The organism is Streptomyces sp. NPDC048196, assembly GCF_040652715.1.
In the GTDB taxonomy this organism is placed as follows: Bacteria; Actinomycetota; Actinomycetes; order Streptomycetales; family Streptomycetaceae; genus Streptomyces; species Streptomyces siderophoricus.
In genome coordinates, this window is sequence record NZ_JBEZMM010000007.1 from 46077 (window position 1) to 72845 (window position 26769).

At 71.9% G+C, this 26769-nt stretch carries 22 protein-coding genes; 9 read left to right on the plus strand and 13 right to left on the minus strand.

Translation table 11 applies throughout. The features are described 5' to 3' along the window. Positions 1-22 precede the first annotated feature (22 nt). Genes AB0E02_RS10790 through AB0E02_RS10800 form a run of 3 tightly spaced genes read right to left on the minus strand, consistent with a single transcriptional unit; the run spans position 23 to position 2887 of the window. Positions 23-934: an ABC transporter ATP-binding protein gene (locus AB0E02_RS10790; RefSeq protein ID WP_362137673.1), complete on the minus strand. Its 912-nt coding sequence runs from the start codon at positions 932-934 to the stop codon at positions 23-25. Further along, positions 931-1827, minus strand: a complete 897-nt coding sequence (locus AB0E02_RS10795; protein WP_362137674.1) for an ABC transporter permease subunit — start codon at positions 1825-1827, stop codon at positions 931-933. The genes AB0E02_RS10790 and AB0E02_RS10795 overlap by 4 nt, the downstream gene beginning before the upstream one ends. 4 nt (positions 1828-1831) lie before the next feature. Next, positions 1832-2887 (minus strand): ABC transporter ATP-binding protein, encoded by a 1056-nt coding sequence (locus AB0E02_RS10800; protein ID WP_362137825.1) that lies wholly within the window; start codon positions 2885-2887, stop codon positions 1832-1834. Positions 2888-3124: 237 nt separating this feature from the next. Here AB0E02_RS10800 and AB0E02_RS10805 point away from each other — a divergent pair, with 237 nt between their 5' ends. The 4 genes from AB0E02_RS10805 to AB0E02_RS10820 all read left to right on the plus strand — a co-directional run bounded on the left by AB0E02_RS10805 (position 3125) and on the right by AB0E02_RS10820 (position 8012). After that, on the plus strand, positions 3125-3991 hold the full coding sequence (locus AB0E02_RS10805) for a M24 family metallopeptidase (RefSeq protein ID WP_362137675.1): 867 nt from the start codon (positions 3125-3127) through the stop codon (positions 3989-3991). 128 nt (positions 3992-4119) lie between these two features. Next, positions 4120-5850 (plus strand): SDR family oxidoreductase, encoded by a 1731-nt coding sequence (locus AB0E02_RS10810; RefSeq protein WP_362137827.1) that lies wholly within the window; start codon positions 4120-4122, stop codon positions 5848-5850. Positions 5851-5928: 78 nt separating this feature from the next. After that, positions 5929-6849 carry a metal-dependent hydrolase gene (locus AB0E02_RS10815; RefSeq protein ID WP_362137676.1) on the plus strand — a complete coding sequence of 307 codons (921 nt, stop codon included), beginning with the start codon at positions 5929-5931 and terminating at the stop codon, positions 6847-6849. Positions 6850-6878: 29 nt separating this feature from the next. Further along, the gene (locus AB0E02_RS10820; RefSeq protein ID WP_362137677.1) at positions 6879-8012 is read left to right on the plus strand and encodes a MerR family transcriptional regulator; all 1134 of its coding nucleotides are present in this window, start codon (positions 6879-6881) and stop codon (positions 8010-8012) included. A gap of 115 nt (positions 8013-8127) precedes the next feature. Here AB0E02_RS10820 and AB0E02_RS10825 read toward each other — a convergent pair whose 3' ends face one another. Both AB0E02_RS10825 and AB0E02_RS10830 read right to left on the minus strand, forming a co-directional pair. Then, the gene (locus AB0E02_RS10825; protein ID WP_362137678.1) at positions 8128-9480 is read right to left on the minus strand and encodes a carotenoid oxygenase family protein; all 1353 of its coding nucleotides are present in this window, start codon (positions 9478-9480) and stop codon (positions 8128-8130) included. Beyond that, a complete protein-coding gene (locus AB0E02_RS10830) occupies positions 9477-10067 on the minus strand; it encodes a hypothetical protein (RefSeq protein WP_362137679.1) in 591 nt (196 codons plus the stop codon). Before AB0E02_RS10830 ends, AB0E02_RS10825 begins: the two co-directional genes overlap by 4 nt. A 137-nt stretch (positions 10068-10204) precedes the next feature. On the opposite strand from AB0E02_RS10830, the gene AB0E02_RS10835 reads away from it, so the two are divergent. Continuing rightward, entirely contained in the window at positions 10205-10837 is a 633-nt protein-coding gene (locus tag AB0E02_RS10835) for a PadR family transcriptional regulator (protein ID WP_362137680.1), read from the plus strand. Between the two features lie 42 nt (positions 10838-10879). Next, the gene (locus AB0E02_RS10840) at positions 10880-11422 is read left to right on the plus strand and encodes an RNA 2'-phosphotransferase (protein ID WP_362137681.1); all 543 of its coding nucleotides are present in this window, start codon (positions 10880-10882) and stop codon (positions 11420-11422) included. A gap of 38 nt (positions 11423-11460) precedes the next feature. On the opposite strand, the gene AB0E02_RS10845 is transcribed toward AB0E02_RS10840, so the two are convergent. The 3 genes from AB0E02_RS10845 to AB0E02_RS10855 form a co-directional block, all read right to left on the minus strand. Next, a complete protein-coding gene (locus AB0E02_RS10845; RefSeq protein ID WP_362137683.1) occupies positions 11461-12024 on the minus strand; it encodes a hypothetical protein in 564 nt (187 codons plus the stop codon). A 72-nt stretch (positions 12025-12096) separates the two neighbouring features. Next, entirely contained in the window at positions 12097-12993 is an 897-nt protein-coding gene (htpX, locus tag AB0E02_RS10850) for a zinc metalloprotease HtpX (protein ID WP_362137685.1), read from the minus strand. Positions 12994-13306: 313 nt separating this feature from the next. Continuing rightward, on the minus strand, positions 13307-14206 hold the full coding sequence (locus tag AB0E02_RS10855; RefSeq protein ID WP_362137687.1) for an LLM class flavin-dependent oxidoreductase: 900 nt from the start codon (positions 14204-14206) through the stop codon (positions 13307-13309). Between the two features lie 193 nt (positions 14207-14399). On the opposite strand from AB0E02_RS10855, the gene AB0E02_RS10860 reads away from it, so the two are divergent. Next, positions 14400-15368, plus strand: coding sequence for a Cof-type HAD-IIB family hydrolase (locus AB0E02_RS10860; RefSeq protein ID WP_030411979.1), 969 nt, complete (start codon positions 14400-14402; stop codon positions 15366-15368). 24 nt (positions 15369-15392) lie between these two features. Here AB0E02_RS10860 and AB0E02_RS10865 read toward each other — a convergent pair whose 3' ends face one another. From AB0E02_RS10865 to AB0E02_RS10880, 4 genes are all read right to left on the minus strand, one after another. Beyond that, on the minus strand, positions 15393-17105 hold the full coding sequence (locus AB0E02_RS10865; protein ID WP_362137828.1) for a GAF domain-containing protein: 1713 nt from the start codon (positions 17103-17105) through the stop codon (positions 15393-15395). 94 nt (positions 17106-17199) lie between these two features. Beyond that, positions 17200-20760 (minus strand): thiol reductant ABC exporter subunit CydD, encoded by a 3561-nt coding sequence (cydD, locus tag AB0E02_RS10870; RefSeq protein WP_362137688.1) that lies wholly within the window; start codon positions 20758-20760, stop codon positions 17200-17202. Positions 20761-20798: 38 nt separating this feature from the next. Then, positions 20799-21800, minus strand: a complete 1002-nt coding sequence (gene cydB / locus AB0E02_RS10875; RefSeq protein ID WP_362137689.1) for a cytochrome d ubiquinol oxidase subunit II — start codon at positions 21798-21800, stop codon at positions 20799-20801. A gap of 9 nt (positions 21801-21809) precedes the next feature. Next, positions 21810-23318, minus strand: a complete 1509-nt coding sequence (locus tag AB0E02_RS10880) for a cytochrome ubiquinol oxidase subunit I (protein WP_362137690.1) — start codon at positions 23316-23318, stop codon at positions 21810-21812. 267 nt (positions 23319-23585) lie between these two features. Here AB0E02_RS10880 and AB0E02_RS10885 point away from each other — a divergent pair, with 267 nt between their 5' ends. Then, positions 23586-23954 (plus strand): cyclophilin-like fold protein, encoded by a 369-nt coding sequence (locus AB0E02_RS10885; protein WP_362137691.1) that lies wholly within the window; start codon positions 23586-23588, stop codon positions 23952-23954. Positions 23955-24072: 118 nt separating this feature from the next. On the opposite strand, the gene hisC is transcribed toward AB0E02_RS10885, so the two are convergent. Then, positions 24073-25152: a histidinol-phosphate transaminase gene (hisC, locus tag AB0E02_RS10890; RefSeq protein WP_362137692.1), complete on the minus strand. Its 1080-nt coding sequence runs from the start codon at positions 25150-25152 to the stop codon at positions 24073-24075. A gap of 417 nt (positions 25153-25569) precedes the next feature. On the opposite strand from hisC, the gene AB0E02_RS10895 reads away from it, so the two are divergent. Further along, a complete protein-coding gene (locus tag AB0E02_RS10895) occupies positions 25570-26670 on the plus strand; it encodes a LacI family DNA-binding transcriptional regulator (RefSeq protein WP_362137693.1) in 1101 nt (366 codons plus the stop codon). Positions 26671-26769: the final 99 nt, after the last annotated feature.

Here is a 26769-nt window from a genome sequence, read left to right on the forward strand (position 1 = left end):
TGCGTCAGGGCTCCTTTCAGCCTCAGGCCGCTACGAGGTAGGAGAAGACGGATTCCAGCGATTCGTCGGAGGGCGAGACGGTCAGCAGTCGAATGCCGTGGTCGCGGGCGACCCGCGGCAGGAGTTCGGTGAAGCGGCCGAAGTCGACCGCCTGGATGCGCAGTCCGCCCTCGACGAGATCGACCTCGATGCCGGACGTCGAGGGGTCGGTGATCAGCGCGCCCGCCAGCGCCCGGTCGTCGTCGGACCGGACGAGGTAGCGGTGCGGGCGGTCGGTCATCAGCCGGCGGATCTTGCGGAAGTCGCCGGACGCGGCGTGCCGGCCGGCGACCACCACCTCGATGTGCGAGGCGAGTTGCTCGACCTCCTCCAGGATGTGTGAGGAGAACAGGACCGTGCGCCCCTCGTCGCCCATCCGGCGCAGCAGTTCCATCAGCTGCATCCGCTGGCGCGGGTCCATGCCGTTGAAAGGCTCGTCGAGCAGCAGCACGGACGGGTCGTGGACCAGCGCGGAGGCCATCTTCACGCGCTGCCGCATGCCCTTGCTGTACGTGGCGATCTTGCGGTCCTGGGCGTACTCCATCTCCACGGTGGCCAGCGCCCGGGCCGCCTCCCGCCGTCCGAGGCCGTGCAACTCGGCGTTGGCCACGACGAATTCGCGCCCGGTGAGGAAGTCGTACATCGCCTCGCGCTCCGGGACGATGCCGATGTGGCGGTAGATGCCGGCGTTGCGCCAGATCGTGGCCCCGTCGAGGGTGACCGAGCCGTTGGAGGGGGCGAGGAAGCCGCCCATCATGTTGATCAGCGTGGACTTGCCGGCGCCGTTGGGGCCGAGCAGGCCGGTCACGCCGGGGCCGATGGTCATCGTGATGTCGTTGACGGCCACGACATTGCCGAACCAGCGCGAGGCGTGGTCGATGTGGAGGGTGCTCATAGACCGGCCTTCCGGTAGCGGCGCATCAGCAGGGCATAGCAGCCGGCGATGGCGATCAGGGTGACGAGGAGGTAGACGAACCCGGCGCCGGTCGACGGCGCGAGCCCGTTGGGGAAGGAGCTGCTCCCGCCGAGGAACGTGGCCTGCACCCCGTCGATGAGCGTGATGGGGGAGAACAGTCCGAGCCAGCCGACGGCGGCCTCGTTGCCCTGGACGAAGGCGATGCCCTGGACCGCGCTCACCGCGCCGTACGGGATGGTGAGGACGGCGATCACGGCGGCGACGCCGAAGCCGCGGCGCGGGGTGAGTGCGGAGACGACCAGCCCTATCCCGGCGAACAGCAGCGACAGCAGCACCACGGAGACCAGCCCTTGGGCGAAGCCCTTGGTCTGGTCGAGGAAGTCCATCTTCGCCAGCAGTGCGCCGACGTAGAGGACGAGCAGCGGGGCGGCGGTGAGGACGAACAGGGCGCTCGCCATCGCCGCGAACTTCGAGGCCACGTAGTCGCCGCGCTCGATGGGGCGGGAGAAATACAGCGGCACGGTCTTGAAGCGCAGGTCCCGGGAGACCGACTGCGGGGCCTGGGCGGCCAGATAGAGGCCGATGACGGCCTGGAGGTAGATGGCGTAGCGGGTGTAGCCGACCGGGAGGCTGCCGGCCTTGGTGAACACCGCGACCGCGACCATGATCGCGGCGGGCAGGCACATCACCGCGAAGAGCAGCATCGGCAGCACCTTGCTCTTGGCCGAGCGGCCGAGGCCGTAGGCGCCGCGCAGGCTCTGCGAGAAGAGCGACCGGCGGGCATAGGCGCGGCCCAGCCGCGGGCCGTCGTAATGGCGGTAGCCGATGTTGTGGATGGAGGCGCCGGGTGGGGCGGTGGATGCCGGGGTCATGGGCTCAGGCGACATCGTGGGCGCCTCCTTCCTGGGTGGCGTACGGGGCGCCCGGGGCGCCTGCGGGGGTGGGGGTGGATTGGGCCCGGTCCGCGTCGCGGAAGACCTCGGCGATCTGGTGGCGGCGCTGTTCCATCCGGATCAGGCCGAGCCCGAGTCCGGCGACGGTGTCCCGCACCAGGTCGTAGGTCTGCTCACCGGCCGCCTCGACGAACAGGAGGTGCCCGGAGGAGGGGAGGCCGCCGGCACCCTGAGCGCCGGTCGTCACCGCGACGCCGGCGGCGGCCAGGGCCGCGCGCAGCGCCTCGGTGCCGTCCGGGTGGGCCTCGGTGTCCGTGACCTCCACCGCGAGGGAGGTCGTGACCTGCGTGAACTCATCGGTGGCGGAGGACCGCAGCAGCTTGCCGCCGTCGATGACGACGACGTGGTCGCAGGTGCGCTCCAGCTCGCCGAGGAGGTGCGAGGTCACGAGGACGGAGATGCCGAAGTCGGTGTGGACCCGCCGGATCAGGCCGAGCATCTCGTCCCGGCCGGCCGGGTCGAGGCCGTTGGTGGGCTCGTCGAGGAAGACCAGCTGCGGGTCGTGGACCAGCGCCTGGGCTAGCTTCACCCGCTGCTTCATGCCCGTCGAATAGCCGCCGATGGGGCGGTAGCGCTCCTCGTAGAGGCCGACGTGGCGCAGGGTGTCGGCGGTGCGCTCGCGGGCGGCGGTCGGCGGCAGCCCCGACATCCGGGCCATGTGCACGACGAACTCGGTGGCCGAGACGTCCGGCGGCAGGCAGTCGTGCTCGGGCATGTAGCCGACCCGCTCGCGGATGGCGTTGCCGTCCTTGGCCACGTCCAGGCCGAGGACGCGCGCCGATCCCTCGCTGGCCGGGGCCAGGCCGAGCAGGATCTTGATCAGGGTGGACTTTCCGGCGCCGTTGGCACCCACCAGGCCCGTCACGCCGGGGGCGATGTCAACGGAGAGCCGGTCCAAAGCGGTCACCCGCGGGTACCGCTTGCTCAGGCTTTCGGTCACGATCACAGTCACGTCTTCGACGGTAGTGGCGCCCGCCACACCGGTCGTCAACCCACAAGTTGGTATCCGCATCCCCCTGCGGTATTACGAGCCCGTAGGGGTCTCCTGCTTTGAGCGGCCCTCGTCTCAGGGTCGGGGTCGTAGGGGCGGGCCGTCCGGCTTCCGCCCGCCGGGTGCGTCGGACCCCTTGACGCCGCCGCCGGTCATTGTCACATTCATCAGTGTCAAGTTACGGGCGCGTACCGCGATGAACGGCTCACGGACGGACGGTTGGCGATGGCCCCAGTCACCACAGCGACCTCAGCAGCAGCCGGCGAACTCACCGCAGAACTAAGGGGGTTCAGAGAGGTCCAGCGTCTCGCCTACGCCTGCGCGGAGGCCGTGGCCGCCCAGCTCAAGCCCGGGATCACCGAGCGCGCGGCGGCGCGGATGCAGCGCGAGTGGCTGCGCGAGCGCGGGGTGCGGGACTGGTTCCACCTGCCGTTCGCCTGGTTCGGCGACCGCACCGCGTTCGTCAACTTCCGGATACCGCTGCAGTTCTTCCCCACCAACCGCGAGCTGGAACCGGGGATGCCCTTCATCCTCGACATGGCCCCCGTCCACCAGGGCTTCACCGCCGACATCGGCTACTCCGGCTGCCTCGGCCTCAACCCCGTGCACGACAAGCTGCTCGCCGACCTGGAGGCGCACCGCGAACTCATCCTGAGCGAGGTACGCGAACGCCGCCCGCTGCGAGAGATCTACCGGGACGTCGACCGGCTCATGGTGCGGCAGGGCTACGCCAACCGCCATCGCGCCTACCCCTTCGGCGTCATCGCGCACAAGATCGACCGGGTCCGGCAGCGCCGCTGGTCCCCCACCCTCTTCGGGTTCGGCACCCAGTCCCTCAAGGGCCTTGCCTCCGATGCGCTGCACGGCCACCGGGACGGCTGGTCCCCGCTGTGGAGCCCGTACGCCTTCTCCGACCATCCGCCGCAGCCGGGGCTGTGGGCGGTCGAACCCCACCTCGGGTTCCGGGGCACCGGCGCGAAGTTCGAGGAGATCCTGGTCGTGACGGACTCCAAGGACCCCCAGGAAAGCGCCTTTTGGCTGGACGACGATCTGCCGCATGTGCGGCGCTGGCAGGAGGAGAAGGCCGCGTGAAGAGGGGACGTGGACGGGGACGGGACGCGGCTGCGGGCCGCGGCCAGGAGCCGGGCCGGACGCAGGGCGGGGCACCGGGCCGGGCATCGGGCGGGGGTCCGGGGCTCGCCGGGGCGACGGAGCGCTGGGTGCACACCGGCGGCGTGGAGTTGTGCGTCGCCGAGCTGGGCGACCCGGAGCACCCCACGGTGGTGCTGGTGCACGGCTACCCGGACAGCAAGGAGGTGTGGTCCGAGGTGGCCCGGGGGCTGGCCGACCGCTTCCATGTGGTGCTCTACGACGTCCGGGGCTGCGGCCGGTCCACCGCCCCGCGGCCGCTGCGCGGTGGCTTCACCCTGGAGAAGCTGACCGACGACTTCCTGGCCGTCGCCGACGCCGTCAGCCCCGACCGCCCGGTGCACGTCGTGGGCCACGACTGGGGCTCGGTACAGGCCTGGGAGTTCGCCACCGTGCGCCGCACGGAGGGCCGGATCGCCTCCTTCACGTCCATGTCGGGGCCGTCGCTGGACCACTTCGGCCACTGGATCAAGAAGCGGATGGTGCGGCCCACCCCGCGCCGTGCCGCCCAGCTCCTCAACCAGGGCGCCAAGTCCTGGTACGTCTACCTGCTGCACACGCCCGTGCTGCCCGAACTGGCCTGGAAGGGTCCGCTCGGCAAGCGCTGGCCGGGCATCCTGCAGCGGGTGGAGAAGGTGCCTGCCGGGGACTACCCGACCGCCTCGCTGCCGACCGACGCGGCCCACGGCGCCTGGCTCTACCGCGACAACGTCCGCGCCCGGCTCCGCCGCCCGCGCGCGGATGCCTACGCACACTGCCCGGTCCAGCTGATCACCCCCACCGGGGACGCCTTCCTCTCCCAGCGGCTCTACGACGACCTGGAGCAGTGGGCGCCGCAGCTCGTCCGCCGCACCCTCCCGGCCAAGCACTGGGTCCCCCGCACCCGCCCCGACCAACTGGTCTCTTGGATCACCGAGTTCGTCACCGCCAAGGAGGAGGGCGACCCGGCGAAGCAGGGCGCGGCCCGCGGGCCGTACGCCGACCGGTTCGGCGGCCAGCTGGTGCTGGTGACCGGCGCGGCCAGCGGCATCGGCCGAGCCACCGCGTTCGCCTTCGCGGAAGCCGGCGCCCGGATCGTCGCCGTCGACCGGGACGCGGACGGCGCGGCGCGGACCGCCGAGCTGGCCCGTCTGATCGGCGCCCCGCAGGCCTGGCCGGAGGTCGTCGACGTCGCGGACGAGGCCGCCATGGAGAAGCTCGCCGACAAGATCGACGCCGAGTACGGCCCCGTGGACGTGCTGGTGAACAACGCCGGGATCGGCCTGTCCGGCTCCTTCCTGCAGACCACCACCGACGACTGGAAGAAGGTGCTGGACGTCAACCTGTGGGGGGTCATCCACGGCTGCCGGATCTTCGGCAAGCGGATGGCCGACCGCGGTCAGGGCGGCCACATCGTCAACACCGCCTCGGCGGCCGCCTTCCAGCCGTCGAAGGTGCTGCCCGCCTACAGCACCTCCAAGGCCGCGGTCCTGATGCTCAGCGAGTGTCTGCGCGCCGAACTGGCCGGGCAGGGCATCGGCGTCTCGGCCATCTGCCCCGGGCTGGTCAACACCTCCATCACCAGCACCGCCCGCTTCGCCGGGGTGTCGGCCGAGGAGGAGAAGCGCCGCCAGGCCAAGGCCGCGCGGATGTACGGGCTGCGCAACTACCCGCCGGAGAAGGTCGCCGACGCTGTTCTGCGGGCGGTGGTCCGCAACCAGGCGGTGGTGCCCGTCACCCCCGAGGCCCGCGGCGCCCATCTGCTGTCACGCTTCGCCCCGCGGGCCCTGCGCGCCCTCGCCCGGATCGAGCCGCGGCTGTAGTCCGCACCCGACCAGCAGGAGCCCCCAGCGACCGGAGATTGCCGAGAGCCGGACCACTGCGCATGTCAGGAGCCGCGCATGAGTACCTCCTCCCTCCAGGAGCAGCACCACCCGATCACCCCGCGCCGGGTCTCGTTCGACTGGCGTGCGACACCGCTGCTGTGGATACCCGACGAGCCCACCGCGACCCATGTCATCAACGTGCTGCACCTGCTGCTGCCGGCCGGGGAGCGGTGGTTCGTCAAGGTCTTCAAGGAGGCCCTGCCGCTGGTCCGGGACGAGCAGCTCCTCAAGGACGTCAAGGGCTTCATGGGCCAGGAGGCCACCCACAGCGTCCAGCACTCCTACGTCCTCGACCATCTGGCCCACCAGGGCCTGGACACCGGCCCCTACACCCGGCACATCGACTTCCTCTTCGAGCGTCTGCTGGGCGACCGGCCGCCACTCGGCGTCCCCGTCCCGGAACGGGAGTGGCTACGCTTCCGGCTCTCCCTGATCGCCGCCATCGAGCAGTTCACCGCGGTGCTCGGGAACTGGGTACTGGCCGCCGACGGCCTCGACCGGGCCGGGCCCGACCCGGTCATGCTCGACCTGCTGCGCTGGCACGGCGCGGAGGAGGTCGAGCACCGGGCGGTCGCCTTCGACATGTACCAGCACACCGGCGGCGAGGACCCCGGCCGGTACGCCCGCCGGGTGCTGGGCATGGCCGTCACCGCCCCGGTGCTGCTCCACCTCTGGGCCTGGGGCGCGGCCTACCTCCTCCGGCACGACCCGCAGCTCGCCGGCCGCTCCCGCTACTCGCTGCGGGAGCACAACCGGGCCGTCCGCAAGGGTCTGCTCCCCACCTGGCGTGAGCTGGGGACGGCGATACCGCGCTATCTGCGGCGGTCGTACCATCCCTCGCAGGAAGGGTCGCTGCGCGCGGCCGTCGCCTATCTGGCGTCCTCGCCGGCCGCCCGGGCCGCGGCGGGCGCGGTGGGCCGCGCGGCCGTCTCGTAGCGCGCGGCCGACGGAGGAGGAGCACCGCAGTGACCGAGGAGCCGCCGGCGGCCGCAGCCCGCCCGGCCGAGTACCGCATCGACGACCTGGCCCACCTCAGCGGCGCCACGGTCCGGACGATCCGCGCCTATCAGGACCGCGGGCTGCTCCCCCGCCCGGAACGCCGCGGCCGCGCCAACGTCTACGGCAGTGCCCATCTGGCCCGACTGCGCCAGATCGCCGATCTGCTGGACCGCGGCTACACCCTCGCCAGCATCAAGGAACTCCTCCAGGCCTGGGACGCCGGTCTCGACCTCGGCGGGGTGCTGGGGCTGGTCGCCGAGATCGACGGGCCGTGGACCGACGAACAGGCGTCCCGGATCAGCCGCACCGACCTGGACGCGGCCTTCGGGGGCGCCTCCGACGAGGCGGCGGTCGCCGAGGCGGTCGAGCTGGGTGTCCTGGAACGGCTTCCGGGGCGGGACGACGAGTTCCTGGTGCCCAGCCCGCAGGAGCTCGCCGTCGCCGCCGAGCTGCACTCCGCGGGTGTCCCCCTGCCGGCGATCTCCGCCCATCTCCGTGAGCTGCGCGGCCAGGTGGAACACATCGCCTCGCGCTTCCTGGACTTCACCACCGAGCACGTCTTCCGGCAGTTCCTGGACCATCCGCCCACCGACGCCGAGGCGGCCGAGGCCGCCGCCCTCGTCCGCCGGCTGCGGCCACTGGCCCAGCAGACCGTCGATGCCGAACTCGCCCGCGCCATGCGGTCCCTGGCCACCCGCTACCTCCGCCGGCACCTCAGCGAGGCGCTGCCCGCGGAGATCCACGGGCCGAGGGCCACCGCCCCACCGGCAGGCTCCGGGCCGGTCACGGACCCCCGTACCGCGACCGACCCGAGCCCTGCTCCCGGCCCCTCCCCTGAGGCCCCGGCGGGCCCCGGGACGCAGCCCGCCGCGTCGGCCGGGTTCGGGGCCGACGCCGAGGCGGTGGCGCTGCCCGCCGACGCCGTGGCGGCCGTACGGGCCCTGGTGGGCCCCGAGCACACCGCGGCGTTCATCGCGGCCGCCGCCCGGCGCGAGGTGCAGGCCCGCACCATGGACGCCTTGGTCCCGAACGACCCCTATGCCCCGTCCGGGGGCGCCACGGACACCGACCCGTGCGTCGAGCCTCCGCCCGGCGCCTGAGCCGACACCCCGACAGGCGTGCCACTTCGCGCTCTTCAGTTCTCAAGTAGCGTGCGATCGCGGTTATTCCGCCCCGGATGCACAACCTGGCGGGACATCTCGACGACTCGCCGGCTCAACGTGCCGGGTCCGGCAGCCAGTTGCCGTGGAAGCCGTACGGCACCCGCTGCGGCAGAGGGACCGTGGCCACCGGGGCGGCGGATATGTCCTCGGCGTCGAGGACGACCAGATCGCTGGTGTCGGTGGTCGCGTCGTAGACGTAGGTCAGCAGCCAGCCCGGGCCGCCCGGACGGTCGTCCGCCGGGGCGAAGACCGCCTCGCCCGGGGTGCGGCCCGGACCGAAGTCATGGCGGACCACCGCTCCGGTCTCCAGGTCGTAGCGGAGCAGGGCGCCGGGTATGTGGCCCGTACCGGGGGCCTCGGCGACGGTGGCATGGCCGAAGCGGGCCCGCTGCCCCACGAGGCGGTCGTCCACCCGCGGGAACTCGCAGTACTGGTCGTCGAGCTGCTCCTCGGCGACCGTGCCGGAGGTCAGGTCGATCGTCCAGCGCCACAGGCAGGACGGCTTTCTGCCGGTGAAGTCGGGATAGCGGGAGACATGGAGGACGATCCGCCGGTCGCCGTCGTCATGGGCGTTCAGCGCATGGAAGACGTAGCAGGGGTCGATGGGCAGCCAGCGGACCTCGCCGTACGGGTCGTCCCGGCGCAGCACGCCCAGCCGCGCGCCGTACTCCGGATCCCAGCGGTAGGGCATTCCGGGGCGGCGGTGGGCGTCGAAGACCATCGGGAGGTCCATGAAGATGACATGGCGCTCGGTCAGGTGGAAGTCGTGCATCATCGTGTGCGCCGCGACGTCGATGGGGCGGCTGATCGCCAACTCCCCGTCCGCATCGGCCCGGTGGTAGGTCAGATAGGGCGGTCTGGCCCCGCCGTATCCGAAGAAGTGCAGCTCGCCGGTGGTCGGGCAGGTTTTGGGGTGCGCGGTCATCGCGGTGGTGAGCCGTCCGCCGAAGTCATGGACGCCCAGGGTCTCCAGCTCGTGGCCGGGGCGGCAGTCGATTTCGTACGGGAACGACGACTCGACGAGCGCGAGGGTACGGCCCGCGTGCCGGACGACATGGGTGTTGGCCACGCCCGCCGCCAGATTGCGGCGGCCCTGGGCATCGTGGGGCGACGCCCCGTCGGTGAAGGTCGAGGTGCGGACCCAGCGGTTGCGGTAGGAGACGGCCCGGCCGCCCTCCAGGCGGAGCCCGTGGACCATGCCGTCACCGAAGAACCAGTGCGGTGTGGCGGCGTCCCGCGGGTTGGGGCCGTTGCGCAGGAACCAGCCGCTGAGCTCGGGCGGCAGGGTGCCGGTGACCGGGAGATCGTAGGCGGTCAGCTCCTCGGCGACCGGGGCGAAGTTGCCGGCCAGGTGCGGAGCGGGGGCGTCCGAGGCGGACGGGGTGGTCGGGGAAGTGGTGGTCATGACGCCAGACCTTCCTGGATGCCGGCCTGCGCGGCGGCCTGCTGCTCGAAGCGGGCCCGGGCCCGGTCGGGGTAGCTGGAGGTGAAGCGGACGGGGAGGACGAAGCCGGCGACCTGGATGAGGACCGAGTAGACCGTGTCCAGCTCGTAGGCGGAGACCAAGGCCTGGGCGGCCGCGGTAAGGGTGAAGGAAAGCGCCCAGGCGGCCGTGAGCACGACGTTGATACGGCGGAACAGCGGGGTGTGCCAGACCTCCGGCGGAGCCATCCGGCGTGCGATGCCCATCGTGAAGGGCCGCCGGACCGCTATCGACACCCAGGCGATGAGTGCCAGCCAGCCCATCGGGAGCGCGCTGCCGTACAACCGGAGGCCGCTGTCGGGGCGGGCGAAGGCCAGCCCCGACAGGGCGGCGAAGAAGACGATCGTGCCGTACTCCAGCACCCGGTGGTCCAGTGCAAGGCCCGCCGCCCGGTCGGCGACGAGCAGCGCGGCGGCCGCCAGCAGACCGGCGAGAGCACCCCACTGCCAGCCGATCGTGGACACCCCCGCGAAGACCAGCCACGGCACGAAGCCCCGCAGATAGTTCATGTCTCCCCCTCTTCGTCCGCGGCCGCACGACCGGCGCCCTTCGCCGTCCGCACCCCCGCCGCACATTCCAACTTCGACATGTCGAATGTAGAAGGTCTCCCTTTGACATGTCAACAGTGGAAGGTAATGTGCCGGTCATGAGCCTGAGACATGCCGTGCTGGGCCTGCTGTCCGAAGCCCCGGCAAGCGGCTACGACCTGATGAAGCTGTTCAACGCCACGCTCTCGATGGTCTGGCCCGCCACACAGAGCCAGGTGTACGGCGAGCTCGGCAAGCTCACCACCGCCGGCATGGTCGAGGTCACCGCCCACGGCCCCCGCGGCCGCAAGGAATACGCGATCACCGACGAGGGGCTGACGGAGCTGCGCCACTGGCTCACCCAGGTCGAGCCGAGCGGCCCGCAGCGTGATGACGGCCTGCTGCGCGTCTTCTTCCTCGGCATCGTCACGCCGCTCGAAGCCCAGGCCTTCCTCCTCCACCAGGCCGAACTCGCCGCGCGCACCCGTGCCATGTGCGAGCAGGTCGACGAGAACGCCCAGTGGGACGACGAGATGATTTCGGTCTACGGACGGATCGCCCTCGAATACGGGCTGCGGATGTCGGCGGCCCAGGAGGAGTGGGCCCGCTGGGCGGCCGAGCAGGTGACCACCGCCAAGGCACGGCGGGCCAGCGAGCTCGCGCACGCCCAGCACGAAGGACACGGCCGAAGCCACGAAGCACACGGAGAAAACGCCGAGGGCCCGCAGGGGGAGGAGACCGACGGGACGTGAATTCGGATGCCTCCGGGGCGCCCGCCGCGGCACCCTGGAGGCATGAACACCCAGCGCTCCGTGCGTCTCTCGAAGTACCTGTCGAAGCATTTGCGCCATGCACCGGAGCGGATCGGCCTCACCCTCGACGCCCAGGGCTGGGTGCCCGTCGACGACCTCATGGCGGCGGCCGCGGCCCACGGATTCCGGTTCTCGCGGGACGAATTGGCGGCCGTGGTGGCCGGCAACGACAAACAGCGCTTCACCATCGAGGACGGCCGCATACGTGCCAACCAGGGCCATTCCCTACGGGTGGACCTCGGACTGCCGCCGGCCGAACCTCCCGCACATCTCTTCCACGGAACGGTGGCGCGCAATGTGGCCGCCATCCGTGCGGAGGGGCTCCTGCCGATGGGGCGGCACGCGGTCCATCTCTCGCCGGACCGGGACACCGCGACCCGGGTGGGTGCCCGGCGCGGCAAACCGGTGGTTCTGGTCGTGGACGCCGCGGCGATGCACCGGGCCGGGCACGTCTTCCGGGTCAGCGCGAACGGCGTCTGGCTCACCGACCGGGTGCCCGCCCCCTTCCTGCGCTTCCCCGGGTGAGCCGTACCGCCCGGTCGTTCACCACCCCACCCGAGGGATCACAGCCCCGGCGCACCCCACACGGGGAACCACCGCGCCAGGTCCTTCTCGACCGTCAGATCGTCCCCGAGCAGTGCCCTGACCTGCAGTTCGAGCGGATTCTCGCGCTTCTCCCCACCGCCCGGCTTGGGTGCGAAGGGGTAGAACGTGCCCCTCTTGTAGAGGTAGACCAGCGCGAGCGACCGCTGCCGGTCGTCACGGAAGCCGACCAGCGAGCACAGTAGTTGCGGCCCAAAGCCCGCCTCCTCCAGAGACGTGTTGACCGCGTGCAGGTCGTTGACCAGGCCCGCCACGTCCTCCGGCGGATGCCGTACGAGCAGCCAGGTGTAGCCGTACGCGTCCCGGGTGAACTCCACCGGCCCGTCCAACAGGGACCGGGCCTCCTCCTGGATGCGGGAGAACGCGCCGCCCTCCACACTGGCGAAGCACACCGAGCCGAGGCCGGTGGGTGTGAAGCCGGCCGCGGCTTCGAGGGTGACGGCGGCGGACGGCAGCGCGAAGAGCTGGTCCAGATCAGGGCGTACCGGCTTGCTGCGGCCGAGGAGGGCGTCCAGAAATCCCATGCGCGGGGTACTCCTTGCTCCTGAGGGGCCGGCCCGCACCGTCAGGCCGGGCCGGTGATCGTCACCAGCGCCTCACGTCCCGAGCTGCGCCGCGATCCGGCCCAGCTGGTCCAGGCGCTGTTCCAGCGTCGGGTGCGAGGACAGCATCCGGTGGAAGCTTTCCTTGTTGAACGCCGGGGCGAAGAAGAAGGCGTTGTAGGGCTGGGCCTTGCGCAGGTCTTCCGTCGGGATGCGGGCGATCTGCCCGGTGACCTTGGTCAGTGCGGCGGCCAGCGCCGAGGGGCGGCCGGTCAGCAGCGCGGCGGCGCGGTCGGCGGCCAGTTCGCGGTAACGGGACAGCAGCCGGGTCAGCAGGAAGCTGATCGCGTAGACGACCGCGCTGACGGCGGTGACGATCAGCACGGCGATGGCCGCGTTCTGGTCCCGGTTGTTGCGCCCGACGCCGCTCCACAGGGCGGCCCGGGTGATGATCCCCGCCAGGACGCCGAGGAACGACGCGATGGTCATCACCGCGACATCGCGGTGCGCGACATGCGAGAGCTCATGGGCCAGCACGCCCTCCAGCTCCTCCGGCTCCAGCCGTCGGAGCAGGCCCGTGGTGGCGCACACCATCGAGTTCTTCTGGTTGCGGCCGGTGGCGAAGGCGTTCGGCACGTCCGACTCGGCGATCGCGACCCGCGGCTTGGGCATGTCGGCCAGGGCACACAGCCGGTCCACGGCGCCGTGCAGTACGGGCGCCTGTTCCGGTGTGACCTCGTGCGCGCCCATGCTGAAGGCCGCGATCCGGTCGCTGAACCAGAACTGCGCGACGAACAGGGCTCCCGCGATCAGCAGCACCACCACCCAGGCGCCCTTCAGCAGGACCACCAGCACGCCGACGACCACGACGTACAGCAGCCCGATGAAGAACATCGTCGTGACCATCCGCGAGGTCAGCCCGCGGTCCGGGGCGAATCGGGTCTGTGCCATGGCTCCTCCACGAACACCGCACTTCGCGCAGTGCGCCGGCCCGCTCGCATCGCCGGTCCCGCCCGGCGCGCCGCGTCCGCCACACTGCGCCGCTGTCCCGATTCTCCCTCTTCCGGGCTATATACGGGGTAAAGCGGAGGTGAGCGAACAACCGGGGGCGTCGGGGCGGGCCGGGCGGCGTGTTTCACGTGAAACCAGCCGCAGCCCGGCCCCGCCGGAAGCCCGGCCCGCCGAGCCGGCCCGCGCCCGGAAGCCCACCCGGAGGCCACTCTCCGGGCCCTTCCGGAAGCCCGCTCTCCTGCCCCTACGATCCCTACGAGGTGCCGAGCTGCGCCAGCCCCTCCGTGGCGATCCGCTCGAAGACGTCGAGGTCCGCCGCGAAGAGCGAATCGGCGATCGGCCAGTGGACGACCAGCTCGTCGAAGCCCAGCGCGGCGTGGTTCCCGGCGAAGTCCACGAACGCGTCGACGGAGTCCAGCGGCCGGTCCGGGGTGAAGCCGGAGAGCATGATCTTCTCCAGCTCGCCGGCATCGCGGCCGATTTCGGCGCAGGCCTTGCCGAGCCGTTCGCACTGCCCGCGCACCGCCTCCAGGGAGTCGGCCGAGCTACCGCCGCCGTTGGAGACCTTGGGGTCACCGGTCGTCACCCACGCCTGGCCGTACTTGGCCGCGAGCTTCAGACCGCGCGGCCCGGTGGCGGCCACCGCGAACGGCAGCCGCGGCCGCTGCACACAGCCGGGGATGTTGCGGACCTCGTGCGCGGAGTAGTGCTCGCCCTCGTACGAGACCACGTCCTCGGTCAGCAGCCGGTCGAGCAGCGGCACGAACTCGCCGAAGCGGTCCGCCCGCTCCCGCGGCGACCAGGGCTCCTGGCCGAGGGCGGTGGCGTCGAAGCCGTTGCCGCCGGCGCCGATGCCCAGCGTGAACCGGCCGCCGCTGAGGTCGTCGAGGGAGATCAGTTCCTTGGCGAGGGTGACCGGATGCCGGAAGTTCGGTGAGGTCACGAGGGTGCCCAGGCGCAGCCGGGAGGTCGCGGCCGCGGCGGCGGTCAGGGTCGGCAGGGCCCCGAACCAGGTCTGGTCGCGGAAGCTCCGCCAGGACAGGTGGTCGTAGGTGTAGGCGGCGTGGAAGCCCAGCTCCTCGGCGCGCTGCCACACCTCCCGCCCACCTTCGGACCAGCGGCGGACGGGGAGTATCACGGTGCTCAGTCGCATGCCCCCGAGCGTACGGCCGTCCGGGTGCTCCCCACGATCGCCTCCGGCCACCGCACGGAGCCGGCAGTCGTGGGCCCGTACAGCGCCCTGGCCCGTGAGCGGCCTGGCATCCCGCCCGCCGCCCGGCCCCCTCACCGGCTCATCCGCGCGACCCACCGCACGCCTGTGCGCACCGGTGCGGGAAGATGGGCCCGTGACTGATGCCTCCGCCACGCCACCCCGGGCGCCCGAACCGGCCGTTGCCCCCGGGCCGGCCGTGCTGCCCGAACCGGCCGTCGTGCCCCGGCTGATCGCCACCGACCTCGACGGCACGCTGCTGCACGACGACAAGACGGTGTCCGAGCGGACCATCGCCGCGCTCGCCGCCGCCGAGCGGGCCGGCATCGAGGTGTTCTTCGTCACCGGGCGCCCGGCCCGCTGGATGGACGTGGTCAGCGACCATGTGCACGGCCACGGCCTGGCGATCTGCGCGAACGGCGCGGCCGTCGTCGATCTGCACCGCGGCGGCCGGATCGTCGAGGTCAGCCCGCTGGACCAGGCGCTCGCGCGGGAGGTCGTGGACGCGCTGCGCAGCGCCGCGCCCGGCACCTCGTTCGCCGTCGAGCGCACCAGCGGCATCCATTACGAACCGCAGTACCCGCCGCTCCTGCTGGACCCGGCCGCGGTCGTGGCACCGGTCGAGAAGCTGCTGGCCGACGATTTCGTGGCGCCGCTGGGCCCCGACGGCCCGGCAGCCGGCGCGGAGCCGCCCGCCTTCCCCGACCAGCCGGTCATCAAGCTGCTCGCGCACCACCCCGACCTGGAACCGGACACCTTCCTCGCGCTGGCCCGGTCGGCCGCCGGCGATCTGGCGTCCTTCACCCGCTCCAGCCCCACCGCCCTCCTGGAGATCAGCGGCCCGGGCGTCAGCAAGGCCGGCACCCTGGCCCACTGCTGTACCGAACGCGGGATCTCCCGGGAGGAGGTCGTGGCCTTCGGGGACATGCCGAACGACATCGAGATGCTGAGCTGGGCCGGCACCTCGTACGCCATGGCCAACGCCCATCCGGAGGTGCTGGCCGCCACCACCGGCCGTACCGCGTCCAACAACGAGGACGGCGTCGCGCTGGTCATCGAGCAGATTCTGCGGCGGTGTGCCGAGCGGGGTGCCGCGCGCCCCTGAGCGGCAGCAGGTCGGCGCGGCGGCTCACAGCGGCGCCTCCCAGACCACCGTCGTGCCCGCGCCGTCCTCGCCCACCCCGGGCCCGTACGTGCTGGAGCCGCCCAGCGACTCCGCGCGCTTGGTGAGGTTCCTCAGACCGCTGCGGCGGCCGCCGGACGGTATGCCGATGCCGTCGTCGGCGACGGTCAGCCGGACCCCTTCGGTGCCGTCCGGCAGCCGGACCGTCGCATCGACGACGACGTCGATCCGGGAGGCGTGGGCGTGCCGAAAGGCGTTGGACAGCGCCTCGCGCAGCGCGGCGATCAGGTTCTTGCCGGTCAGCTCGCCGATCCGGGAGTCGACCGGGCCGACGAAGTGGGCCGACGGCTGGAAGCCGAGCGGTACGGCGGCGGTGCCGATCTCGCGCAGCACCCGGGTGCGCAGGCCCGACGGCGCCTCCACCGGGCCCTGCTGGAGCGCGAAGATCGCGGTCCGGATCTCCTGGATGGTGACGTCCAGTTCGTCGACGGCCTTGCCGATGCCCGCCGCCACCTCCGGGACGACGGACCTGCGCTGGGCGCCCTCCAGCATCATGCCGGTCGCGAAGAGCCGCTGGATGACGAGGTCGTGCAGGTCACGGGCGATCCGGTCGCGGTCCTCGTAGACCGCCAGCCGCTCCCGGTCGCGCTGGGCGTCGGCCAGTACCAGTGCCAGCGCGGCCTGCGCGGCGAACTGGGTGGCCAGCGTCCGCTCGGCGGCGGAGAACGGCCGGGCGCCCCGGGACCGCGGGGTGGCGAGGGTGCCCAGGACCCGGCCGCCGCTCTTGAGCGGCAGCAGCATGCTGGGCCCGAAGCGGGCCGCGATGTCGGTGACCATCCGGGGGTCGCTGGCCGAGTCGTCGACGAACACCGGCTCGCCGTCGAGGAGTTGGCGGGCCACCGGGCTGTCGGGCGGGATGTGCGTCCCCAGGATGCCGGTGGGGTCGTCGGCCGATACGGCGACGATCTCCAGCCCGCCCTCGTCGTCGGGCAGCAGCACGATGCCCGCCGCCGAATCCGCCAGCTTTCTGGCCTGTTCGGCAACCACGGCGAGCGCGTCGTCGACGTCGCTGCCCGCCAGGAGTTCGGTCGTCACCGCCACCGAACCGTCGATCCACCGTTCCCGCTGGCGGGTCGCCGCGTACATCCGGGCGTTGCCGATCGCGATGCCCGCCTCCGTGGCGAGCACCCGGACCATGTGCAGGTCCCCCTCGCTGAACTCCCCGCCGCCGCGCTTCTCGGTCAGGTAGAGGTTGCCGAAGATCTCGCCCTGGACGCGGATCGGCACCCCCAGGAAGGTGCGCATCGGCGGGTGCTCCGGGGGAAAACCGGCCGAGCGCGGGTCCTGGGTGAGGTCGGCGAGGCGCAGCGGTTGGGGGTCATGGACGAGCGCGCCGAGCAGCCCCTTGTGGCCGTCCGGGAGCGCGCCGAGCAGCCCCTTGTGGCCGTCCGGGAGCGCGCCGATCCGCTCGTGCTCCTGTGCGCCGACTCCGTACGTGACGAAGTCCGAGAGCCCCTCGCGGGCGTCGTCGATGATCCCGATGGCGGCGTAGCGCGCGTCGGCGAGTTCGGCCGCGGTCTGCACGATCCGGTCGAGCGTGATGTGCAGATCGAGCCCCGCGCCGACCGTGCGCATCGCCTCCAGGAGCTGCGGTACCCGGGCGGTCAGCTCGGAGGACAGGCCCTGGAGGCTGCGGGTGGCCTCGGTGGCGGCGTGCATGGGGTCGGGGCTGGGCGGGTCCGTGCGGGCGGCGCGATCCATGCCCCTGAGCCTAACGAGACGCCATATAAGCGGCCATTCACCTGCAAAACCGTCAGAGCGCCGGTGCCATGCCGTAGGCCGCGTCCACCGCCCGTTCGCGCTCCAGCATCCGCCGGAACGGGCCGTCGGCCGCGGCCAGCTCGGCCGGGCCGCCACGCTGCACGACCCGTCCGCCGTCCAGCACCAGCACCTCGTCGACGGCGTCGAGCCCGGTGAGGCGATGGGTGATCAGAAGTGTCGTCCGGCCCTCGGTCGCGGCCAGCAGATCGGCGGTCAGCGCGTCGGCGGTGGCCAGGTCGAGGTGCTCGGCCGGCTCGTCCAGGACGAGTACCGGGAAGTCCGCGAGCAGCGCACGGGCCAGCGCCAGCCGCTGCCGCTGGCCGCCGGAGAGCCGGGCACCGTGCTCGCCGACCATGGTGTCCAGGCCGTCGGGCAGCCCGCGCACCCAGTCGGAGAGCCGGGCCCGGCCGAGTGCGTCCCACAACACCCGGTCCCCGTCCTCGCCCGGAGCGGTGCTCCGGTCGCGGAGCGCCAGCCGGAGGTTCTCCCGCAGCGAGCTGTCGAAGAGGTGCGCGTCCTGCGCGCACAGCCCGACCAGCCGCCGGACCGCATCACCGTCCAGCGCCTGGGCGTCCGTGCCGCCCAGCGTGTACGTGCCCGCCTCTCGGTCCAGGAAGCGCAGCAGCACCTGCGCCAGGGTGGTCTTGCCGGACCCGGACGGGCCGACCACGGCGATCCGCCGCCCGGCCGCCAGCGTGAGGTCCAGCCCGTCCAGGGCGGGCCGGTCCTGCCCGGCGTGGCGGGCGGTCAGACCGCGCACGACCAGCGGGAACGGCGTCCCGGGGGCCGTCGCGGGGGCGGCCGGTTCGCGCACCGGTGCGGGCGCGTCCAGCACCTCGAAGACCCGCTCGGCCGCGCGCCGGGTCCGCTGCCGGTACTGCACGGCGAGCGGCAGCCCGGTCACCGCCTCGAACGCGGCGAGCGGGGTGAGCACGACGACCGCCAGCGCCACCCCGTCCAGCCGCCCGGTGTGCACCGCCTGGACGCCGGCGAGCGCGGCGGCGACGACGGTCAGCCCGCACAGCAGCGCCGAGAGCCCGGCGCCGGTGCCCGCCACGGTCGCCGACCGGGCCGCGATCCGGGTCAGCTCGCGGTCCGCCCGCCGCACCGCTTCCGTACGGGCCGGCAGCGCGCCGGCCACCGTCAACTCGGCGGTCCCGGTGAGCAGATCGACGACGCGGGTGGCGAGCTTGCCGCGGGCCGGGGCCAGCTGCCGCTCCGCCCGCCGGGCCAGCGCGGCCGAGAGCAGCGGCACCCCGGCGCCCGCGAGCAGCAGCCCGGCGGCCAGGATCGCGCCGGCCTCGGGCAGCAGCCAGCCGGTGAAGCCGACCGCGCCCGCGCCGACCAGCGCCGCCGCCCCGGCGGGCAGCAGCCAGCGCAGGAAGTGGTCCTGCACCGCATCGACGTCCGCGACCAGCCGCGACAGCAGGTCGCCGCGCCGGCGCCCGGCGAGCCCGGCCGGCGCCAGCCGCTCCAGCCGGCGGAAGACGGCGACCCGGACGTCCGCGAGCATGCGGAAGACCGCGTCGTGGGAGACCAGCCGCTCGGCGTACCGGAAGACCGCGCGCCCGATGCCGAACGCCCTGGTCGCGGTCACCGCCACCATCAGGTAGAGCACCGGCGGCTGCTGCGCGGCCCGCGAGATCAGCCAGCCGGACGTGGCCATCAGGCCCACCGCGCTGCCCAGGGCGAGGCTGCCGAGCAGCAGCGCCAGCGCGAACCGCGCCCGCCGGGCCCGCGCCATCCGCCGCAGGCGGGCCGGGGCCGAGGCACGGGCGGGGGCGAGGTCGAGCCCATCGCCGGGATCGGCGGTGGGATGGGCGGTGGGGGCGGGACCGGGTTCGGTGGGGGCGTCCGGGGCCGCGCCCCGGCCGGCTCGTACGCCCGCGTCCACAGCCGGTTCCCGCACGTCGGAAGGGGTGTCGGCGCCTGGCAGCCGCACCACCCGGTCGGCCACCGCCAGCAGCGCCGGGCGGTGGACGACGAGCAGCACGGTCCGGCCCGCGGCGAGCCGGCCGACCGCGGCGACGATCGCCTCCTCGGTCTCGCCGTCCAGACTCGCGGTCGGCTCGTCCAGCAGCAGGATCGGGCGGTCGGCGAGGAAGGCCCGGGCCAGCGCCAGCCGCTGCCGCTGGCCGGCGGAGAGCCCGGCACCGGATTCGCCGAGCCGGGTCGCCAGGCCGTCGGGGAGCGCCTCGACGAAGTCCAGCGCGCCGGCGTCCGCGAGCGCGGTGCGTACGGCCGCGTCGTCCGCGTCCGGCCGCGCCAGCCGGACGTTCTCGGCGACGGTCCCGGCGAACAGCTGCGGACGCTGGGGCACCCAGGCGATCCGCTGCCGCCAGCTGTCGGGGGAGAGCTCGGCGATGTCGCGGCCGTCGACCAGGGCCCGGCCACCGGTCGGCGCGGTGAGGCCGAGGAGCACGCCGAGCAGCGTGGACTTGCCCGCGCCCGAGGGGCCGACCAGGGCGACGGTCTCGCCCGGGCGCACCTCGAACGAGGTCGCCGGCAGCGAGTCCGCGGTCCGTCCCGGGTGGCGGACCACGAGGTCCTCGACGGTCAGCGCGGTGCCCTCGGGTGCCGGTGCGGTACCGGGCGTGGGCAGCGGCGCTTCCAGCACGGCGAAGATCTCCTGCGCCGCGGCGAGCCCCTCGGCCGCCGCGTGGTACTGCGCCCCCACCTGCCGCAGCGGCAGATACGCCTCGGGCGCGAGCACCAGCACCATCAGCCCGGTGTACAGATCGAGTTCGCCGTTCACCAGCCGCATGCCGATACCGACCGCGACCAGCGCGACGGAGATCGTGGCGAGCAGTTCCAGGGCGAACGAGGAGAGGAAGGCGATCCGCAGGGTGCGCAGCGTCGCGCGCCGGTATTCGCCGGTGATGGTGCGGATCGCGGCGGCCTGGGCCTTGGCCCGGCCGAAGACCTTGAGGGTGGGCAGGCCCTCGACGACGTCGAGGAAGTGCCCGGACAGCCGGGCCAGCAGCCGCCACTGGCGGTCCATCCGCGACTGGGTGGCCCAGCCGATGAGGATCATGAACAGCGGGATCAGCGGCAGCGTGAGGACGATCGTCAGCGCGGAGATCCAGTCGCCGGTGACGATCCGGGCCAGGACCGCGACCGGGACGACGACCGCCAGCCCCAGCTGCGGCAGATAGCGGGAGAAGTAGTCGTCGAGGGCGTCGATACCGCGGGTGGCGAGCGTGGTCAGCTCACCGGTGGCCCGCTCCGGACGCTGCCGCGCCGCCCGCTCGACCAGCCGCATCCGCAGCTCGGACTTGACCGCCGCGCCCGCGCGGTGCGCGGCCAACTCGGTGAGCCAGGAGACCAGTCCGCGCCCCACCGAAACGGCCGCGAGCAGCGCAAGAGGAGTGGCCAGACCGCCGGGACCGAGGCCGTGCCGGAAGGCACCGACCACGATCTCGGCGATCAGCATCGCCTGGCCGACGACCAAGCCCGCTCCGGCCAGCCCGAGGACCACCACCGCGATGAGGAAGCCGCGGGTGGCGTGGGCGTAACGGAGCAGGCGCGGGTCGACGGGTTTCACGTGAAACATTCCATCCTGCCGGGCCGCCCCGAGGGGCGGCGTATCGGCTAGTGGGATTCGGCGATGTGCTGGGTGCCGATGCGCTTACGGAACACCCAGTACGTCCAGCCCTGGTAGAGCATCACGAGGGGCGCGGCGATCCCCGCACACCAGGTCAAGATCTTCAGGGTGTAGGGGCTGGACGAGGCGTTGCTGACCGTGAGGCTCCAGCTCTCGTTCAGCGTGGACGGCATGACGTTCGGGAAGAGCGTCAGGAACAGCATGGCGACCGCCGCCGCGATGGTGATCCCGGAGAAGGCGAACGCCCATCCCTCGCGCCCGATCCTGTTGGCACCCAGCGCCGCGACCAGCGCGACCACCGCGACGATCATGGCGATCAGGCTGCCGCCGTCGCCCTTGTCCGCCTGGGTCCAGCCCAGGAAGCCGAGCGCGAGCACGGCGGCGATCAGTCCGACGACACCCGCCATCCTGCGCGCCCGTTCCCGGATGTCCCCCACCGTCTTGAGCGAGGCGAACACCGCGCCGTGGAAGGTGAACAGCGTGAGCGTGACCAGGCCGCCCAGGATCGCGTACGGGTTGAGCAGGTCGAACAGGCCGCCGACGTACTCCTTGTGCGCGTCGATCTTCACCCCGTGCACGATGTTGCCGAACGCCACGCCCCAGAGCACCGCGGGCAGCAGCGAGGTCCAGAAGATCGCGTGCTCCCAGTTGCGCTGCCAGCGCTCCTCGGGCCGCTTGGCGCGGTACTCGAAGGCCACACCGCGCACGATCAGGCAGACCAGGATGAGCAGCAGCGGCAGGTAGAAGCCGGAAAAGAGGGTGGCGTACCACTCGGGGAAGGCGGCGAAGGTCGCCCCGCCCGCGCTGAGCAGCCAGACCTCGTTGCCGTCCCAGACCGGGCCGATGGTGTTGATCAGTACCCGCTTCTCGCTGCGATCGCGGGCGAGGAGCTTGGTGAGGACGCCGATCCCGAAGTCGAATCCTTCGAGGAAGAAGTATCCGGTCCACAGGACGGCGATGAGAACGAACCAGACGTCGTGGAGTTGCACGGTCGCCTCCTAGTACGAGAAGGCCATCGGCCGGTCGGCGTCGGCGCTGTCTCCGCCGATCTTGGTGGGCGGGTTGAGGTCGTCGTCGGTGAGCTCCGGGGGGCCGGCCTTGATGTACTTCACCAGCAGCTTGACCTCGACCACGGCGAGGATCGCGTAGAGCGTGGTGAAGACGATCATCGAGGTGAGCACCTCGCCCTGCGAGACGCCGGGGGAGACCGCGTCGGAGGTGCGCAGCACGCCGTAGACGACCCAGGGCTGCCGGCCCGTCTCGGTGAAGATCCAGCCCCACGAGTTCGCGATCAGCGGGAAGCCGAGGGTGACGAAGGCGAGCGACCAGTACCACTTGCTGAGGCGGGCGCCGAGCACTTTGTTCTTGGTGAGCGCGAGCTTCGGTGGTTCCTCGTCGCCGGTGCGCAGTCCGGGCGACAGCCAGAACTTCTTGCGGGTGAGCCAGAGCCCGGCGAGCCCGATGGCGAACGACGACATGCCGAAGCCGATCATCCAGCGGAAGCCCCAGTAGGCGACGGGGATGTTGGGCCGGTAGTCGCCGGGGCCGAACTTCTGCTGCTCGGACCTGTTGACGTCGTTGATGCCGGGGACCGGCGAGGAGAAGTCGTCATGGGCCAGGAACGAGAGCAGTCCGGGTATCTCGATGGCCACCTTGTTGTGGCCCTTCTCCACGTCCCCGTAGGCGAAGACCGAGAACGGCGCCGGCGCCTCCTTGTCCCAGAGCGCCTCGGCGGCGGCCATCTTCATCGGCTGCTGCTTGAACATGACCTTGCCGAGCGTGTCACCGCTGACCGCGGTGAGGATGCCGGCGATGACCAGGGTGATCAGCCCGAGCCGCAGCGAGGTCCGCATGACCTTGATGTGCTTCTTGCGCATCAGGTGGAAGGCGGAGATGCCGACCATGAACGCGGCGCCCGTCAGGAAGGCGGCGGTCAGCGTGTGGAAGACGACGACCAGGGTGGTGTCCTGGGTCAGCACCTTCCAGAAGTCGGTGAGCTCGGCGCGTCGGGTGGTGGCGTTGTACCTGTAGCCGACCGGGTGCTGCATCCAGGAGTTCGCGGCCAGGATGAAGTACGCCGACAGGATCGTGCCTATGGAGACCATCCACATGCAGAAGCAGTGGATCTTCTTGGGCAGCTTGTCCCAGCCGAAGATCCACAGGCCGATGAAGGTCGACTCGAAGAAGAACGCGATGAGCGCCTCGAAGGCCAGCGGGGCACCGAAGACGTCACCGACGAACCGCGAGTAGTCGGACCAGTTCATGCCGAACTGGAACTCCTGCACGATGCCGGTGACGACACCCATCGCGATGTTGATCAGAAACAGCTTGCCCCAGAACTTCGTGGCCTTGAGGTACTGCTGCTTGCCCGTGCGCACCCATGCGGTCTCGAGTCCGGCCACCAGAGCGGCGAGGGAGATCGTCAGGGGGACGAAGAGGAAGTGGTAGACGGTGGTGATGCCGAATTGCCATCGCGCCAGAGTCTCCGGCGCCAAGGCCAGTTCCATGCCGTGCTCCTTACCTCGCCGCTTGCCAGCGGCAATGTCCCTTTTGCGTCACACAAAGCGGTAAATACCGGGACGGGCTTGTGAACGCGTTCACATTCACAAGCAATTATCTCCCATGCCCCCTCGCCCTTGGGTAAGGGGGGTACGTGACTGCGGTCACGCTCGAATCCATGGCGCATGAATACGTCCGCCGAGGTTGCGGGGGCCCTTCTCCGAGTGTGGACGCCCTCTTCCGCACGGCTTCAACACATTGTTGAATTCATCGCCATGAAGATCCGTATCAGCTGGCCCGCCGGGCAATTGACCGCGACCCTCGACGACACCCCGACCGCGGCGGCGCTCATGGCCGCCCTCCCGGTCGACGCCACCGCCCACACCTGGGGCGAGGAGGTCTACTTCGACACCGGGCTCTCGCCCGCCCTGGAACCCGACGCCCGCCAGGTCGTCGAGGCCGGCACCGTCGCTTTCTGGCCACCGGGCAACGCCCTCGCGCTCCCCTACGGCCCCACGCCGATCTCCGAGGGCGACGAACCCCGGCTGGCCTCCCCCTGCAACGTGCTGGGCCGCATCGACGGCGATCCGCGGGTCCTGGCCACCGTCCGCAGCGGCGACCCCATTCACGTACAGCAGGCGTGAGCAGCCCCGCCCACCACGGCAAAGGCCGCGGGTCGACGGACCCGCGGCCTTTGCCGTGCCACTCCTCTGCAACGCCTTGCAGCGCCTTCCGGTGCGCATGCCGGCGCCTTTCGGCGGCTTACAGCGCCTTGCGGAAATCCTCCGCCGCCTGCAGGAACAGATCCATCGCCGCGGTCTCCCCGATCGTGACTCGGACGCCCTCACCGGCGAACGGCCGCACCACCACGCCGGCCCGCTCACAGGCCGCCGCGAAGTCGGTCGTCCGGTCCCCCAGCCGCAGCCAGACGAAGTTGGCCTGGGTCTCCGGCACCGTCCAGCCCTGCCCGAGCAGCCCGTCGACCACCCGCGCCCGCTCGGCCACCAGGGCGTCCACCCGCTCCAGCAGGGCCTGCTCGCTGCGCAGCGACGCCACCGCCGCCTCCTGCGCGAGCTGGCTCACCCCGAACGGCACCGCCGTCTTGCGCAGCGCGGCGGCCACCGGCTCGTGCGCCACCGCGAAGCCCACCCGCAGCCCCGCCAGGCCGTACGCCTTCGAGAAGGTCCGCAGCACGCAGACGTTGGGACGGTCGCGGTAGATCTCGATCCCGTCCGGCACCTCGGCGTCGCGGATGAACTCGCGGTACGCCTCGTCCAGCACCACCAGCACGTCCCCCGGCACCCGGTCCAGGAACGACTCCAGCTCCGCGCGGCGGACGACGGTCCCGGTGGGGTTGTTGGGATTGCAGACGAAGATCAGCCGGGTCCGGTCGGTGATCGCGGCGAGCATCGCGTCGAGGTCGTGCACCTCACCGGAGGTCAGCGGGACCTGCACGGAGGTGGCCCCGGACACCTGGGTGATGATCGGGTACGCCTCGAACGACCGCCAGGCGTAGATCACTTCGTCACCCGGCCCGGCCGTCGACTGGATCAGCTGCTGGGCCACGCCCACCGAGCCGGTGCCGGTCGCCAGATGCTCCACCGGCACCGAGAACCGGTCGGCCAGCTCCGCCATCAGGCCCGTGCAGGCCATGTCCGGGTAACGGTTGAAGGACCCCGCGGCGGTCACCGCGCTCTCCAGGACGCCCGGCAGCGGCGGATAGGGATTCTCGTTGGAGGACAGCTTGTAGGTGACGGGACCGTCGGCCGGCGCCGGCCGCCCCGGCTTGTAGGTGGGGATGCCGTCCAGCGCCGCACGCAGCTTCGGGGTCTTCTCGCTCACCGCAGGTCCTCCTCGACCGTCCCGTCCATCTCCAATACTGCACACCTTAAGAGGATTGACCCGTTCGGCGGCAGCCCCGGCAGGGATCGGGCGCCCGGCACATCCCTCCGCACCCGTGCACCAAGATCACCCGGACGGGGCCAGCGTGAGACCTTCGGGGCGCGCCCCGCTCGCAGTCGCGCGCCGGTGGCCTACGCCGTGGCGCGCATCCCTCGTCAAGGTGACTTGAGACCTCTTCGAGACCTGAACCGATCGACAGGTCGAGCCAGCAATTCTCCCCTCAAATAGCCAGCACAACCCCCAACTTCCCTCGCTTGTACGGCATCTGACGTTAGATCACCTTGCAGAAACGTGCCTTTCCATCGGCGCAGTCAAGGCCCCGCGAATGGCCCTATCGAGCCCTACTATCGGCTCGCCATGACAGCAGCAGGGAAGCACCAGGTGAGCCGGGCGACCGGTCGCCGGCTGGGGCGGGCGGGCATCCGCGATGTGGCCGCCGCAGCCGGTGTGTCGATCACGACCGTCTCCGACGCGCTCAACGGCAAGGGCCGGCTTCCGGATGCCACCCGTAGCCACGTCCGCGAGGTGGCCGACCGGCTGGGCTACCGCCCGTCCGCAGCCGCCCGCACCCTCCGTACCGGCAAGTCGGGGCTCCTCGGCCTGACCGTGACCACGTACGGGGATGAACCTTTCACCTTCACCGAGTTCGCCTACTTCGCCGAGATGGCCAGAGCGGCCACCTCCGCGGCCCTGGCCCGCGGCTACGCGCTGGTCATCCTCCCCGCGACCTCCCGGCACGACGTGTGGTCCAACGTCGCCCTGGACGGCACGGTCGTCATCGACCCCGCCGACGGCGACCCGGTCGTGACCGAGCTCGTCCGGCACGGGATCCCGGTGGTCTCCGACGGCCGCCCCGGCGGGGCCCTGCCGGTCACCGGATGGGTCGACAACGACCACGAGGCCGCCGTCCTCGGCCTGCTCGACCACCTCGCCGACGCCGGCGCCCGCCGCATCGGCCTGCTCACCGGCACCACCACCGACACCTACACCCGCCTTTCGACCACGGCGTACCTGCACTGGTGCGAGCGGGTCGGGCAGGATCCGGTCTACGAGTCGTACCCGGCCCACGACCCGTGTGCGGGCGCGGTGGCCGCCGACCGGCTGCTGGCCCGCCCGGACCGGCCGGACGCCGTCTACGGCCTCTTCGACCCCAACGGCACCGATCTGCTCGCCGCCGCCCGGCGCTACGGCCTGCGCGTCCCGGAGGACCTGCTGCTGGTCTGCTGCAGCGAATCCACCGTCTACGCCACGACCGAACCGCCGATCACCACGCTCTCCCTCAAGCCGCGCCGGATCGGCACCGCCGTCGTGCAGATCCTCATCGACGCCATCGAGGGGCTCGACACCGGACGCCCGATCGAGCAGGTGATACCGACCGATCTGATCGTGCGCACCTCCTCCCAGCGGCGGTCCCCACGCACGACCATCAGCCCGCCACGAGGTCCCGCCGGCGACTGAACGCGCCGCCGAACACGAACGAGCGGGCGCGCCGGACGACGCCGGAGCGCCCGCATTGACGCGAGGGCGCCCGCGTTGACGCAGAAAAAACAGGGCGAT